General features: G+C 70.9%; 11 protein-coding genes. 7 read left to right on the top strand and 4 right to left on the bottom strand.

Annotated features, from left to right (window positions below):
- The first annotated feature begins 18 nt into the window (after positions 1–18).
- The 7 genes from ABWV53_RS19350 (at position 19) to ABWV53_RS19320 (ending at position 11,876) form a co-directional block, all read left to right on the top strand.
- A complete protein-coding gene (locus ABWV53_RS19350; protein ID WP_353367768.1) occupies positions 19–1,509 on the top strand; it encodes a M16 family metallopeptidase in 1,491 nt (496 codons plus the stop codon).
- Positions 1,510–1,526: 17 nt separating this feature from the next.
- Positions 1,527–2,969 (top strand): M16 family metallopeptidase, encoded by a 1,443-nt coding sequence (locus ABWV53_RS19345; RefSeq protein ID WP_353367767.1) that lies wholly within the window; start codon positions 1,527–1,529, stop codon positions 2,967–2,969.
- Complete coding sequence (gene rsmD / locus ABWV53_RS19340; RefSeq protein ID WP_353367766.1) at positions 2,966–3,655, top strand: 16S rRNA (guanine(966)-N(2))-methyltransferase RsmD; 690 nt, start codon at positions 2,966–2,968, stop codon at positions 3,653–3,655. Before ABWV53_RS19345 ends, rsmD begins: the two co-directional genes overlap by 4 nt.
- Before the next feature lie 138 nt (positions 3,656–3,793).
- Positions 3,794–4,291 (top strand): pantetheine-phosphate adenylyltransferase, encoded by a 498-nt coding sequence (gene coaD / locus ABWV53_RS19335; RefSeq protein ID WP_353367765.1) that lies wholly within the window; start codon positions 3,794–3,796, stop codon positions 4,289–4,291.
- A gap of 61 nt (positions 4,292–4,352) precedes the next feature.
- Positions 4,353–7,931 carry a transglutaminase family protein gene (locus ABWV53_RS19330; RefSeq protein WP_353367764.1) on the top strand — a complete coding sequence of 1,193 codons (3,579 nt, stop codon included), beginning with the start codon at positions 4,353–4,355 and terminating at the stop codon, positions 7,929–7,931.
- Between the two features lie 266 nt (positions 7,932–8,197).
- On the top strand, positions 8,198–10,777 hold the full coding sequence (locus ABWV53_RS19325) for a circularly permuted type 2 ATP-grasp protein (protein ID WP_353367834.1): 2,580 nt from the start codon (positions 8,198–8,200) through the stop codon (positions 10,775–10,777).
- Positions 10,778–10,817: 40 nt separating this feature from the next.
- Positions 10,818–11,876 (top strand): transglutaminase family protein, encoded by a 1,059-nt coding sequence (locus ABWV53_RS19320; protein ID WP_353367763.1) that lies wholly within the window; start codon positions 10,818–10,820, stop codon positions 11,874–11,876.
- A gap of 49 nt (positions 11,877–11,925) precedes the next feature.
- Here the strand turns inward: ABWV53_RS19320 and ABWV53_RS19315 are convergent, their stop codons facing one another.
- From ABWV53_RS19315 to ABWV53_RS19300, 4 genes are all read right to left on the bottom strand, one after another.
- Positions 11,926–13,398 (bottom strand): zinc-binding metallopeptidase family protein, encoded by a 1,473-nt coding sequence (locus ABWV53_RS19315; RefSeq protein ID WP_353367762.1) that lies wholly within the window; start codon positions 13,396–13,398, stop codon positions 11,926–11,928.
- A 199-nt stretch (positions 13,399–13,597) separates the two neighbouring features.
- On the bottom strand, positions 13,598–13,912 hold the full coding sequence (locus ABWV53_RS19310; RefSeq protein WP_353367761.1) for a BON domain-containing protein: 315 nt from the start codon (positions 13,910–13,912) through the stop codon (positions 13,598–13,600).
- 107 nt (positions 13,913–14,019) lie between these two features.
- Positions 14,020–14,586, bottom strand: a complete 567-nt coding sequence (locus ABWV53_RS19305) for a ferritin-like domain-containing protein (protein ID WP_353367760.1) — start codon at positions 14,584–14,586, stop codon at positions 14,020–14,022.
- 74 nt (positions 14,587–14,660) lie between these two features.
- The gene (locus ABWV53_RS19300; protein WP_353367759.1) at positions 14,661–15,062 is read right to left on the bottom strand and encodes a hypothetical protein; all 402 of its coding nucleotides are present in this window, start codon (positions 15,060–15,062) and stop codon (positions 14,661–14,663) included.
- Positions 15,063–15,131: the final 69 nt, after the last annotated feature.

Raw genomic sequence — 15,131 nt, 5'->3', positions numbered from 1 at the left:
TAGAATCGCAGCCATTCTATGAAACGCGCCATCACCCTCCTGGGCCTGTCGGCCTGCCTGCATGCCGGGGCGCAGGCCCCCGCTGCACCCGCCCCCTCGGCCACGCCGTCGCCCGCGGCCCTCGCCACTCCCGCCGCCGTCGCGCCGGCGCCGGCCGCCTCGCCCGGCGCGGCGGCCCTGGCGCCCCGTCAGTTCACCTTGAAGAACGGCATGCAGCTCATCGTGCAGCCCGACCGCCGCGCGCCCACGGCGGTGCACATGGTCTGGGTGCGGGTGGGCTCGATGGACGAAGTGGACGGCACCTCGGGCGTGGCCCATGCGCTGGAACACATGATGTTCAAGGGCTCCAGGACGGTGAAGCCGGGCGAATTCTCCCGCCGCGTGGCGGCCCTGGGCGGGCAGGAAAACGCCTTCACCAGCTACGACTACACCGGCTACTACCAGCAGATCCCTGCCAGCCGGCTGGCCGACGTCATGAAGCTCGAATCGGACCGCTTCGCCAACAACCAGTGGCCCGACGACGAATTCAAGCGCGAGATCGAGGTCATCAAGGAAGAGCGCCGCATGCGCACCGACGACCAGCCCCGCGCCGCGCTGATGGAGCAGCTCTACGCCGCCACCTTCATCGCCTCGCCCTACCACCGGCCGGTGATCGGCTGGATGGGCGACCTCGATGCGATGACCGCGGGCGACGTACGCGCCTTCCATCGCCAGTGGTATGTGCCTGCCAACGCCGTGGTGGTGGTCGCGGGCGACGTGGACCCCGAGCGCGTGCGCGCCCTGGCCGAGCAGACCTACGGCCGCATTCCCGCCCGCGCCGTGCCGACGCGCAAGCCCCGGCCCGAGCCCCAGCAGCGCGGCATCCGCCGCATCGCCTTCAAGGCGCCGGCCGAGCAGGCCTACGTCGCCCTGGCCTACCGGGTGCCCAGCATGCGCCGCATCGAGAACCTCACGGCCACAGACCGCGACGCGCTGGGCCTGGTGGTGCTGTCGGCCGTGCTGAGCGGCTACGACGGCGCCCGCCTGGACCGCGCGCTGCGCCAGGGCGAGGGCCGCGTGGCCGACGGCACGGGCAGCTCCGCCTCGGTGTTCGGGCGCGGCCCGAGCCTCTTCCTGCTGACGGGCGTGCCCTCGGCCGGCAAGACGGCGGCGCAGGTGGAAGAGGGCCTGCGCGCCGAGGTGGCCCGCATCGCGAAGGACGGCGTGAGCGAGGCCGAGCTCAACCGCGTGAAGACGCAGTGGGCGGCGTCCACCATCTACGAGCGCGACTCGCTGCAGAGCCAGGCGAGCGACTTGGGCAGCAACTGGGTCGCGGGTCTGCCGCTCGATGCCGACACGAAGCTGCTGGCGCTGCTGCGCGGCGTGACGCCGGCCGAGGTGCAGGCCGTGGCCGCGCGCTACTTCGGCGAAGAGCAGCTCACCGTGGGCACCCTGCTGCCCCAGCCCCTCGACCCCAACGCCCGCCGCGCGCCGGCCCAGCCCGCCGAAGCCGGCGGCCGTCTGCACTGAGCCGGGAGCCCTGACCCATGAAATTGATCATTACTATCAAAAAGATAGCTGTCCGCGCTTTATTCATCAGCGCTGGAGCCATTTTTTATACCAATTCCGCCTGGGCGCTGCTGCCCATCCAGCACTGGACGGAGCCGAGCGGCGCCCGAGTCTGGCTGGTGGAGAGCCCCGGCATTCCGATGGTGGACGTGCAGGTGGACTTCGACGCCGGCAGCCGGCGCGATCCGGCGCCGCAGGCCGGCCTGGCCAGCGCGGCCGGGGCGATGACGTCCAAGGGCGTGAAGGCCGGGCCGGGCGATGCGCCCGCGATGGACGAGAACGCGCTGGGCGAAGCCTGGGCCGACCTGGGCGCGTCGTTCGACGCCGGGGCGGACCGCGACGCGCTGAGCTATTCGCTGCGCTCGCTGACCGAGCCCGACCTGCTGGACCGCGCCGCCCGGCTCGCTGCCCGCCAGCTGGGCCAGCCCAGCTACCCGGCCGACATCTGGCAGCGCGAACGCGCCCGCTGGAGCGCCGCGCTGAAAGAAGCCGAAACCCGCCCCGGCACCATCGCCGCCAAGGCGTTCTCCGCCGCCGTGTACGGCAGCCATCCCTACGGCCAGCGCGCCACGCCCGAGACGCTGGCCCGCATCGAGGCCGCCGACCTCGAGGCCTTCCACCAGCGCTACGTGCAGCCCTGCCGGGCCAAGGTCGCCATCGTCGGCGCGGTGACGCGCGCCCAGGCGCAGACCCTGGTGCAGACGCTGCTGTCGCAACTGCCCGCGCCGCCGGCCGGCGCCGCCGCCAGCGCCTGCGCGCCGCTGCCCGAAGTGCCCGCCGTGCAGCCGCTGGCCCGGGCCGTGCGCGAAGACATTCCGTTCGCCTCCGCCCAGGCGCACGTCTACATCGGCCAGCCCGGGTTCGTGCGCAAGGACCCGGACTTCCTCGCGCTGCTGGTGGGCAACCACATCCTGGGCGGCGGCAGCTTCACCTCGCGCCTGATGAACGAGGTGCGCGAGAAGCGGGGCCTGAGCTACAGCGTGGGCAGCGGCTTCTCGCCGGGGCTGAATGCCGGCTCGTTCACCGTCGGCCTGCAGACCCGGCCCGACCAGGCGGCGCAGGCGGTGCAGGTGTCGCAGGACGTGGTCCGGCGCTTCGTCGAGCAGGGTCCCGCCGAGGCCGAGCTGCGCGCCGCCAAGGACAACCTCATCGGCGGCTTCGCCCTGCGCATCGACAGCAACCGCAAACTGCTGGCGAACGTGATGAACATCGCCACCAACGACCTGCCGCTGGACTACCTGGAACACTGGACCGACCGGGTCGCCGCGCTCACCGTGGCCGACATCCGCGCCGCCATGCAGCGCAAGCTGCAGCCGGACCGCATGGTGACCGTGGTGGTGGGCGGTGCTGCGCCGGCTGCTGCGGCCGATGCCCCTGCGGCGGCGGGCCTGTCGGCCGCGCCTGCGGGAGCCAGGCCATGAGCGCGCGCAAAGCCGCTCCCGCCAAGGCCGGCGCATCGCGCTCCCCCAGCCGCGCCGGTGCCTCGTCGCCCGCCGGTGGCGCCAGGGCAGCCCGGGCGGGCGGCGCGGGCGAGATCCGCATCGTCGGCGGGCTGTGGAAGCGCACCCGCCTGGCGGTGGCCGACCGACCCGGCCTGCGCCCCACGCCCGACCGGGTGCGCGAGACGCTGTTCAACTGGCTGGGGCAGGACCTGACCGGCTGGCGCTGCATCGACGCCTTCGCCGGCACCGGCGCGCTGGGGCTGGAGGCCGCCTCGCGCGGCGCCGCGCAGGTCGTGCTGGTGGAAAGCGACGCCGCCCTGGCCACCCAGCTGGAGGCCGTGCGCCGCAAGCTGGGTGCCGAGGCCGTGCGCGTGCAGCGCGGCGACGGCGTGGCGGCCCTGCGCGCCCTGGTGCCGGGCAGCCAGCATCTGGTGCTGATCGATCCGCCCTTCGGCGGCGAGCTGTTCGCGCCCGCCCTGCAGGCCGCCGCCCGCGCACTGGCGCCCGACGGCTTCATCTACCTGGAGGCCCCGGCCGCGTGGGCGCAGGACGCCCTCGCCCCGCTGGGCCTGGCCTTGCACCGCCACCTGAAGGCGGGAGCCGTGCACGCGCACCTGCTGCGGCCCGCCGCGGCGGCGCCAGAGGGTGCGAGCGGCGCCGCCTAGCAACGCTATCGAAATGATAGCTTCACGCGCTGGTGGAACAAGCGCTGGAGCCTGTTTTGGTGCGGATTCGGGGTGGTGGCGCCGTCCTGGCGGGGCACTGCATAATCCGCCCACTTCCACGCTGGACTCCCTACCGCCATGGCTCAGAACGTGCTCGCCGTCTATCCCGGAACCTTCGACCCCATCACCCTGGGCCATGAAGACGTGGTGCGCCGCGCCACCCAGCTGTTCGGGCGGGTGATCGTCGCGGTGGCGGCCGGGCACCACAAGAAGACCCTGTTCAGCCTCGAAGAGCGCATCGCCCTGGTGCGCGAAGCCGTGGCGCCGTATCCGCAGGTGCAGGTGGAGAGCTTCTCCGGCCTGCTGCGCGACTTCGTGGTGGCCCGTGGCGCCAAGGCCATGGTGCGCGGCCTGCGCGCCGTGACCGACTTCGACTATGAATTCCAGCTCGCCGGCATGAACCGCACGCTCATGCCCGAGGTGGAAACCGTCTTCCTCACGCCCAGCGACCGCTTCCAGTTCATCAGCAGCACCTTCGTGCGCGAGATCGCCACCCTGGGCGGCGAGGTGGACAAGTTCGTCTCCCCCGCCGTGCTGCGCCAGTTGCTCGCCAAGGTGGGCCGCGCGCCCCACTGATATGTCAACCAGCCGTTCCGACCACTAAAACAGGCTCGGGACTTGCTAGGATGGCGGCCATATGTCCATCCATGCCGCACTCCACCACGTCACCCACTACACGTACGATCGGCCCATCGGACTGGGCCCGCAGATCGTGCGCCTTCGGCCCGCGCCGCACTGCCGCAGCCATGTGGTGTCCTACTCGCTGACCGTCGAGCCCGCCAACCACTTCATCAACTGGCAGCAGGACCCGTTCGCCAACTACCAGGCGCGGCTGGTCTTCCCGGACAAGGCCACCGAATTCAAGGTCACGGTCGACTTGGTGGTCGAGATGTCGGTCTACAACCCGTTCGATTTCTTCCTCGAACCGCAGGCCGAGAACTTCCCCTTCCGCTACAGCGCCGAGCAGGCGCAGGAACTGGCGCCCTACCTGGCGACCGAGCCCGTCACCCCGCTGCTCGAGGACTACCTGGCCAGGATCGACGTCACCGAGCGGCGGACCATGGACTTCCTCGTCGCCATCAACCAGCAGGTGGCGCGCGACATCCGCTACCTCATCCGTATGGAACCCGGCGTGCAGACGCCCGAGGAAACGCTGGCCAACGGCAGCGGCTCCTGCCGCGACTCCGGCTGGCTGCTGGTGCAGGTGCTGCGCCACCTGGGGCTGGCGGCGCGCTTCGTGTCGGGCTACCTCATCCAGCTGACGCCCGACGTGAAATCGCTCGACGGCCCGAGCGGCACCGACCACGACTTCACCGACCTGCACGCCTGGTGCGAGGTCTACCTGCCCGGCGCCGGCTGGGTGGGGCTGGACGCCACCAGCGGCCTGATGGCGGGCGAAGGGCACATTCCGCTCGCCTGCACGCCGCAGCCCTCCACCGCCGCGCCCATCGAAGGGCTGGTGGACGAGGCCGAGGTCGTCTTCCGCCACGACATGCGGGTCACCCGCATCCATGAGTCGCCCCGCGTCACCAAGCCGTACACCGAAGAGCAGTGGCAGGCCGTGCTCGCCCTGGGCGAGGCGGTGGATGCCGACCTGGTGGCCGGCGACGTGCGCCTGACCATGGGCGGCGAGCCCACCTTCGTGGCCGTGAGCGACCGCGACGCACCCGAATGGAACACCGACGCCCTGGGCCCCACCAAGCGCGGCTATGCGACCGAGCTGGTCCACAAGCTGCGCGCCGAGTACGGCGAGGGCGGCTTCCTGCACTTCGGCCAGGGCAAGTGGTACCCGGGCGAGCAACTGCCGCGCTGGGCCCTCTCCATCTGCTGGCGCGCCGACGGACAGCCGGCCTGGAACAACCCCAAGCTCTTCGCCGACGAGCGCCAGCCGCAGCACTACACCAGCGAGGACGCGCGCCGCTTCATCCACCACCTCACGGCCAAGCTGGGGCTGGAGGACGGCTTCATCCAGCCGGGGTACGAAGACACCTGGTACTACCTGTGGCGTGAGCGCCGCCTGCCGGTCAACGTCGATCCGTTCGACGCCCGGCTGGACGACGAACTCGAGCGCGCCCGCCTGCGCCGCGTCTTCGCGCAAAAGCTCGACAGCGTGATCGGCTACATGCTGCCGCTGGAACCCGCCGAAGGGCAGCCACCGCTCGCCGGCACCGCCTGGAAGACCGGCCCCTGGTTCTTCCGCGACGAGCGCATGTACCTCATCCCGGGCGACTCGCCCATGGGCTACCGCCTGCCGCTCGATTCGCTGCCCTGGGTGAGCGAGTCCGACTATCCCTACCTTATCCCGCAAGACCCGTCCGTCGCCACGCAGGGGCTGCCGGCCTCCGCCGCGCTGCGGGCGCGCTACGCCGTGCCGGTGGGTGGCGCAGTCGCGGGCGGCCGGGACCTTCCTTACCTGGCCGGTGCCAGCGTACCGGGCGAAGCGCGCCGCAGGGTGCAGGTGCGGCCGGCGGCCGTCGCCGAGGCCGGAGCCCCCGGCGCGACCTCGGCGCCCGGCGCTGTGGGCGCGGGCGCTGCCGGATCCACCGGCGCGGCGAATGCCTCGGGCCCCGTCCAGGCCGAGCCCGCCGACTTCGTGAAGGTGCCCGACCGGTTCGAGTCGGCCCAGGGCCACACCCGTACGGCGCTATGCGTGGAAGCCCGCGACCCGCGCCGCGCCAATGGCCCCAAATCCGAAGCGCTGGGCGAAGCTTCCAGCGTCCTCTACGTCTTCATGCCGCCGCTGGCCCGGCTGGACGACTACCTCGACCTGCTGTCCGCAGTGGAAGCCACGGCCGAGGAACTGGGCGTGCAGATCGTGCTGGAAGGCTATCCGCCACCGCGCGACCCCCGCCTGAAGCTGCTGCAGGTCACGCCCGACCCCGGCGTGATCGAGGTGAACATCCACCCCGCCCACCACTGGGGCGAGCTGGTGCAGCACACCGAATTCCTCTACCAGAGCGCCTTCGAGACGCGCCTGTCGGCCGAGAAGTTCATGACCGACGGCCGCCACACCGGCACCGGCGGCGGCAACCACTTCGTGATGGGCGGCGCCACGCCGGCCGACTCGCCCTTCCTGCGCAAGCCCGAACTGCTGGCCAGCCTGATCCTCTACTGGCACAACCACCCGTCCTTGAGCTACCTCTTCAGCGGCATGTTCATCGGCCCGACCAGCCAGGCGCCGCGTGTCGATGAAGCCCGCAACGACCAGCTCTACGAGCTGGAGATCGCGCTGCGCGAGATCGAGAACAACCGCGCCATCCATGGCCAGGACATGCCGCCCTGGCTGGTGGACCGCACGCTGCGCAACATCCTGATCGACGTGACGGGCAACACCCACCGCAGCGAGTTCTGCATCGACAAGATGTACTCGCCCGACAGTAGCACCGGCCGCCTGGGCCTGCTGGAGCTGCGGGCCTTCGAGATGCCGCCGCATGCCCGCATGAGCGTGGTGCAGCAGCTGCTGCTGCGCGCCATGATCGCCCGCTTCTGGAACGCGCCCTACAAGGCGCCCGCCGCGCGCTGGGGCACCGAGCTGCACGACCGCTGGCTGCTGCCGGCCTTCGTGCGGCAGGACCTGCACGACGTGCTGGCCGAGATGCGCGAGGCAGGCTACGCGTTCGACGACGCCTGGTTCGCGCCGCACTTCGAGTTCCGCTTCCCGATGATCGGGCAGGTGCAGTCGCGCGGCGTGGAGCTCACCCTGCGCAATGCCCTCGAGCCCTGGCACGTGATGGGCGAGGAGGGCGTCATCGGCGGCACCATGCGCTATGTCGATTCGTCGCTGGAACGCATCGAGGTGGCGGTCACCGGCTTCAACGAAAGCCGCTACGTCATCACCGTCAATGGCGAGCCGCTGCCGCTGCAGTCCACCGGCGTCGCGGGCGAATACGTGGCCGGCGTGCGATATAAGGCCTGGAACCCGCCCAGCGCGCTGCACCCCACCATCGGCGTGCATGCACCGCTGACGTTCGACATTGTTGACACTTGGTCGCGCCGTTCGCTGGGCGGCTGCCAGTACCACGTGGCGCACCCGGGCGGCCGCAACTATTCGACCTTCCCCGTCAACGCCTACGAGGCCGAGAGCCGCCGCCTGGCGCGGTTCTTCCGCATGGGCCACACCCCGGGCCGCATGGACGTGCCGCCCGCCACCATCGAACTGCCCGGCAGCCGCGAGTTTCCGTTCACGCTCGACCTGCGCCGCGCCATGCGGCCTTGAGCCCGCCGCCTCCCGCTGCCGCCGCGCGCACCCGGGAGGGCGCGCGGCCCGCCGCCGCGCCAGCCGGCGACCCGGGCGGCGGGCCGGAATTGCCGCACAATTCCGTGGCTGTGGAACATTCCAACGAATCCCTCTTGGCGTCGCAGGCGCAGTCGCAGTCGCAATCGCAATCGCAATCGCAATCGCAATCGCAATCGCAGTTTCAGTCGCAGTTGCCGCTGCACCCGGACCCGGCGCAGGAAACGCCCGCCCAACGGGCCGCCGCGATGGCGCCTGCCGCGCTGCCCGGCCATTACGACGAACTGCGGGGCGTGGGCGTGCCCGCGGCCGGCAGCGACGGGGGCGCCGCCGGCATGCGCCCGGCCGACGACGCGCCGCTGACACCGGCCTGGGCGGAATTTTTCGGCCACCTGGGCGCCGACGGCTTCAGCGACCTGGACCGCCGCACGCTGAGCCTGCGCCGGCAGGTGCGCGACAACGGCATCACCTACAACGTCTACGCCGACGGCCATGGGCCGCAGCGCCCCTGGGCGGTGGACCTGTTCCCACTGATCGTCACCGCGCAGAGCTGGGGGCGCATCGAGGCCGGCGTGCTACAGCGCACGCGCCTGCTCGAAGGCATCATGGCCGACGTCTACGGCCCGCAGCGGCTGCTGTCGAGCGGGCTGCTGCCCAGCGCGCTGGTGCAGGGCCACCCGGGCTACCTGCGCCCCATGCACGGCGTCGTGCCGGTGGGCGGCACGCACCTGCACATCGCCGCGTTCGACCTCTCGCGCGACGAACAGGGCGACTGGTGGGTGGTGTCGCAGCGCACCCAGGCGCCCTCCGGCCTCGGCTACCTGCTCGAAAACCGCCTGCTGGTGTCGCGGCTCTTTCCCGAGGCCTTCGGGCAGATGCCGGTGCAGCACCTGGCCGCCACCTACCGGGCGCTGCTCGACAGCCTGCGCCAGCGCACGCCGGCCGGGCAGGACGCGCGCATCGTGCTGCTCACGCCCGGGCCGTACAACGAGACCTACTTCGAGCACGCCTATCTGGCGCGCTACCTGGGCCTGACCCTGGTCGAGGGGAGCGACCTCACCGTGCGCGGCGAGCACCTCTACCTCAAGACCCTGCACGGCCTGCAGCCGGTGCACGGCATCCTCAAGCGGCTGGACGACGAATTCCTCGACCCGCTGGAGCTGCGCAGCGACTCTCGCCTGGGCGTGCCCGGGCTGCTGCAGGTGATCCGGGCGGGCAACGTGCTGGTGGCCAATGCGCCCGGCTCGGCTTTTCTCGAATCGACGGCGCTGCTGGGCTTCCTGCCGGCGCTGTCGCGCGAGCTGCTGGGCGAGGAGCTGGCCCTGCCGTCGCTGCCCACCTGGTGGTGCGGCGAAGACGCGGCGCGCCAGGCCGTGCTGCCCCGGCTGGCGCAGAGCGTGATCCGCCCGACCTGGCCCGGCGTGGGCGCGCAGGGCGAGATGCCGGTGCTCTGCCACACGCTGGCGGGCGCGGAGCTCGAAGCCTGGTCGCAGCGCATCGACCAGGAAGGCGATGCCTACACGGTGCAGGCCTACCAGCCGCTGTCGCAGACCCCCACCTGGCGCACGATGGCGAACCGCCGCCACATCGCGCCGCGCTCGGTGATGCTGCGGGTCTTCGCCGTATCGGACGGGCCCGGCGCCTGGCGCGTGCTGCCCGGCGGGCTGGCGCGCATCGCCACCGGCACGCACGAGATCACGTCGATGCAGCGCGGCGGCAGCAGTGCCGACGTGTGGGCGCTGACCGACGGCGCGGTGGATACCACCACCCTGCTGCCCGCCGCGCAGGCGGCGCCCGCCGTGGCCCACCGCAGCCGGCAGGTGACGAGCCGGTCGGCCGAGAATCTGTTCTGGCTGGGCCGCTACACCGAGCGGGCGGAGAACACCATCCGGCTGGCGCGCCTGGCGCTGCAGAGCCTCAACGGCGAAGACCAGTCGTCCCAGCCTCTGCTGGCCTGGCTCGGCGCGCTGGCCCGCAGCCAGGGCCTGGTTGCGCCGGGTGTGCCCGGCGGAGCGCAGGGGCGGCGCGTGTTCGAGCGGTCGCTGATCGCCGGCCTGGCCGACACCACGCGCGCCACCAGCGTGGGCTATAACCTGCGGGGCATCAAGGCGGCGGCAGGGGCGGTGCGCGACCGCCTTTCGCAAGAGCAGTGGAACCTGATCGTGCGCGCCGAGGCCGACTTCTTCCAGCAGTGCCCGAACGGCTCGCACGGCGGCGACTATTCCGCGCCCGAGTCGCTGCGCGTGCTGGAGGTGCTGAGCGGCCACATGGCCGCCATGACCGGAGCGCAGACCGACCGCATGATGCGCGACGACGGCTGGCGGCTGCTGTCCATCGGCCGGCACATCGAGCGCCTGGGCTTTCTGGCCGACGCGCTGGCACGCGGCTTCGACAGCGGCGCCGTGGCGGACGAAGGAGGCTTCGAGGCCATCGTGGCCCTATTCGACAGCACCATCACCTTCCGCGCGCAATACCAGCTGCGCCACGACGTGCCCGCGCTGGTCGACCTGCTGGTGCTCGACCCCGATAACCCGCGTTCGCTGGCCTGGGTGGCGCACACCCTGCGGGGCCGCGTGCGCAAGCTGCACGGCAATGCGGATGGCGGCGTGCCCGGGCCGCTGGGTGATGCGGTGGCGGCCGATGCCGAGGTGCTCGACCCCACCGAGTTCTCGCTGGAGGCGCTCTGCGCGCATGACGCCGCCGGCCGCTACGCGGCGCTCGCGGCCATGCTCTCGCGCTGCGCGGCCGATGCGTGGCGGCTTTCCGACCAGCTGGGCGCGCGCTACTTCACCCACTCCGGCGACCAGCGCCAGAGCCTGGGCAGCTGATCCCTTCTTCCTTTTTTTCCTGCGAACGAAGTCCGCCACCATGCTGCTGCGCGTCATCCACGAGACCGTGTACGAATATGCCCCGGCCGTCAGCAACGCGCAGCACGTGGCGCATCTGCGGCCTGTCGACACCGCCGCGCAGCGGGTGCTGGAGCATGCCCTCCACATCGATCCGTCCCCGACGCAGCGCAGCGAGGTGCTGGACGTGTTCGGCAACCGCCGCACCTTCTTCAGCCTGCCTTTCACGCACGCGTCGTTGCGCGTGCGGGCCGAAAGCCTGCTGGAAACCCAGGCGCCGCCGCAGCCCGGGACGGCCGGCGCCGGTGGCGATGAAGATGAAAGTGACGATGGCGCGGACGGCGGTGGCGCGAAGCCGTCCCTGCCTTGGGACGCGGTGCGCGACGGCCTGCGCTACCACCGGGGTGCACCCTACGCGAGCGCGGCCGAGTTCACCTTCGCCTCGCCCTACGTGCCGCGCCACGCCGACTTCGTGGCCTACGCCCGGCCCAGCTTCCCGCCGGGGCGCGCCCTGCTGCCGGCGGCGCACGACCTGATGTCGCGCATCCATGCCGACTTCACCTATGCCGCCGCGTCCACCGACGTCAGCACACCGGCGCTGGAGGCCCTGGCGATGCGCCGCGGCGTGTGCCAGGACTTCGCCCACATCATGATCGCCTGCCTGCGGGGCCTGGGCCTCGCGGCGCGCTACGTCAGCGGGTACTTGCTGACGCAGCCACCGCCCGGCCAGCCGCGGCTCGTCGGCAGCGACGCGTCGCACGCCTGGGTGGCGGTGTGGGTGCCGCACGCAGGCGACGCCGAACGGCGGGAGACCGACTCCGGCGACGGCACGGTCGGCGGGGCCTGGCACGACCTGGATCCGACCAACGACCGCGTGCCGGGAGAGGACTACGTCACCCTGGCCGTGGGGCGCGACTATGCCGACGTGTCACCGCTGCGGGGGGTGATCCACGGCGGCGCACGGCATGTGCTGCGGGTGGGCGTGACGGTGGCGCCGGCAGACCACCCGGTGGTTGCCGAAGTCGCTGCGGGCACCGCCGCGGCAGCCGTCGCCGGCACGGCGGACCGATCCACCGGCTGATTCAAGCCAAAATGGCCGCCGGCGCCGGTGGAATGGGCGCCGGCTGCTATTACTTTTGAATCGCAGGTTCAGGTGCCAGCGGTGCGCCTTCGGCAACGGGCGCGTCCATCGGCTCGGTGACCACCGGGCCATCGTTGGGTTGCGCTGCGGCGACCGGCGCCGTGCCTTGCAGGGCTGGTGCGGGGACCGGGCCGCCAGCCGCCACCGGGGCGGGCGCCGCCATGCCGGCGGCATCGACCGGCGCGGGCGCATCGGCCAGCGGCGGGGCCTCGGTGGGCGCCGGCTGCTGCTGCACCTGCTCGGGGGGCTGCACCGGCACGGGCGTCAGCTGGCCGTGCACCAGGGAATGGACGAAGCGCAGCTTCTCCTTGACGCCCACGCCCATGGCGAACGGATAGGCATCGAGCTGGCCCAGGCTGCGGTTCAGGCTGTTGAGCAGCAGGGTCAGCGGCACCCAGGCTTCCATCATCGCGTCGAAGTCGGGCACCGGCTGGCCGAACGGGTTCACCATGGCGTAGCGGGGCTCGCCCAGCGGGCCGGGGATGGCCACTTCGGTGCGGTAGCTCTGCGCGGTTTCCAGCAGATCGACCATGTGCAGGTAGTGCGCCCAGGTCTCGGCCCAGTCTTCCCAGGGGTGCGAGGTGGCGTAGTCGCTGATGAAGTCGTTTTGCCAGCCGGTGTGCGGTGCGCTGGCGTAGTGCGCCTTCAGGGCCTCGCCATAGTCGGCGCGCTCGTCGCCGAACACGGCGCGGTAGGCGTCCACATGCCCGCCGCGCAGCACCAGCACATCCCAGTAGTAATGGCCCGACTCGTGGCGTAGGTGGCCGAGCAGGGTGCGGTAGGGCTCGCCCAGCTCGATGCGGCGGCGGGTGCGCTCGTCGTCGTCGGCCTCTGCCACGTTCAGCGTGATCACGCCGGCGTCGTGGCCGGTCATCACCGGCGCTTCCGGGGTGTCGGCCTTGAATTCGTACACCGGGCCGGCTTCGCCCTCGATCTGGGCGATGTCCAGCTGCGCGAGCGAGTAGTAGAGGCGGCGCTTGGCGATCTCGATGTTCGTCCAGCGGCGCACGTTGTTCGGGTCGGAGAGGTCCGGCAAGATCCGCGTCTGCTGGCACGACACGCACAGCATGGGCGCGGCATCGGCGGCCGGGGCTGCCGCTGCGTCGCCGACGGCATCGGCCGGCGCTGCGTCCATCGGCGCCGCCGCAGGGGCACCGGCGTCGCAGGGGATGGCGAAGTTGCAGGCGTTGTGGGCCTCGCGGTTCGCGCACATGCGGTAGCGCGGCGCGGCGTCGGCGGGCGGCGCCGATGCATCGACGGGTGCGGGCGCTGTGCCTGCGGTGGGCGAGGCGCCAGGCACGTCGTTCAACCGTTCCCACAGGGTCGGATCATCGGCGGCAGGCTGCAGCGCCATCATTTCCAGGCGGTCCGGGTCGAACGCCAGGGCGCTGCCGCAGCCCAGGCATTCGGAGCTGTCGAAGAACACCAGGGATCCGCAATGGGTGCAGTGAAAGAGTCGCATGATGGGTTACCGGTGAAAAGCGTATGGGGCGGTCGTGCCAGGGTGGTGGGTCAGGGAAAAGAGAGAGGGGGCTCACACAAAAAAGCCACGGCTTTCCGGAACGGAAACCGTGGCCTTCGAAGGTCCGGTACGGGTGTCGGGCGGCAGCGGTGCCGAAGCGCGGTCTGCCGGTGGAAACCCGTCCGGGCTTCTGGTCGCTTTACGGACGCACGACGATGCTGTTGCGCACGTCACGCACGTTCTTGGTGTTGCGTGCGATGGCTTCGGCCTGGTTCTTCTCGGCTTGCGACTTGGCGAAACCCGACAGTTGCACCGTGCCGTTCAGCGTTTCCACGCTGATCGAGGTGGCGGAGACCGACTTGTCTTCCGCCATCTTGGCCTTCACTGCGGTGGTGATGCCTGCGTCGTCGACGTAGGAGCCCATGGTTTGCTGGTCACGGGCGACCGAGCAGCCGGCGGAGATGATGGTGGCGCCAGCCAGGGCTGCGAAAGCGAGGGCACGTGCGTATTTCATGATTGTTTCCTTGGTATGGTTGAAAACGGGTGCTGGGAGTCTCCAGCTCATCGGCCTGTTGCACCCTCCGTGGCCGATGGACTGTTGGGGGACGGGCCAGCCGCTTCTCAGCGGTGCAGCCAGTCCTTCAATTCGTCGGCATGCTCTTCTTCATCGGCCAGGATGCCTTCGAGCATGCGGCGGGTCGTCGGGTCCTTGTCGCCGATCAGGGTGATCATCTGACGGTAGGCCTCGACGGCGATGCGTTCGGCCACCAGATTGGCGCGCACCATGGCCTTGAGGTCCGACGACTCGTCGTACTGGGCATGGCTGCGCGAGGTCAGGCTGTCGGGGGAGAAGTTAGGCTCGCCGCCCAGTTGCACGATGCGCTGCGCGATCAGGTCTGCATGGGCCGCTTCTTCATTAGCGTGCACGAGGAATTCGGCTGCGATGGCGGGCGACTCCAGGCCGTCGGCCGTGAAGTAATGCCGCTTGTAGCGCAGCACGCACACCAGCTCGGTTGCCAGTGCGTCATTCAGCAGCTTGACGATGGCATCGCGGTGCGGGCCATAGGCTGGCGTGACGGCGCCTTCGTCCAGGTCCTCGGTGGCTGCTTGCTGCAGCGCCTGCTCGTCGAGCACCAGGGTGTCGCCGTCGTCGGCGCTGGTGGCTGGGTTCGTGTTGTCGTTTTTCATGGAACGCTCTGTGGTGGTCGTGGGGTCGGGCAGTGCTGTGGCAGGAAAGCGGTTCGCAGCCGTCAGGGGCTTTTTCAGTAGTCGCGGCGGCGGGCGCTGCTGTCCCGCGACAGGAAGATGATGGTGGCGAAGGCGGCACCGGCGGCAGCGGCGATCAACAGCGACTTGCCGGGTTGGTCGACCACGTAGCGCGTGGTGGTGTCGGCGACCTGGTTCAGCTGGCGGCGGGCGCGTTCGCTCGTTTCGGCGCAATAGTTGATGCCACGGTTCGCCAGTTCCTGGGCGCGGGCGGCCAAGTCATCGATGGCGGGGTTAACTCCGTCCTTCAGGCTGTCCACGCTGGCTTCGGCCTTGTCGAGGGTGTTGGAAGCCGCGCGGCGGGTCGCATTCACGGCCTCCTTGGCGGAGTCCAGAACGCCGTCTGCCACGGTGTGGGCGGTGCTGGCGGCTTTTTCGGTGGCGGATTGCACATTCATGGGAAGACCTTTCAAGTGGGGGCGGCGTGGGGGCGAAAGCGTGGGCGTTGCGGGAAGGCGAGGCGCCGG

It is taken from the genome of Acidovorax sp. FG27 (assembly GCF_040365715.1).
Lineage (GTDB): Bacteria > Pseudomonadota > Gammaproteobacteria > Burkholderiales > Burkholderiaceae_C > Paracidovorax.
Note: the sequence above shows the minus strand (reverse complement) of the source record. Positions and strands in the feature narration are given on the sequence as shown.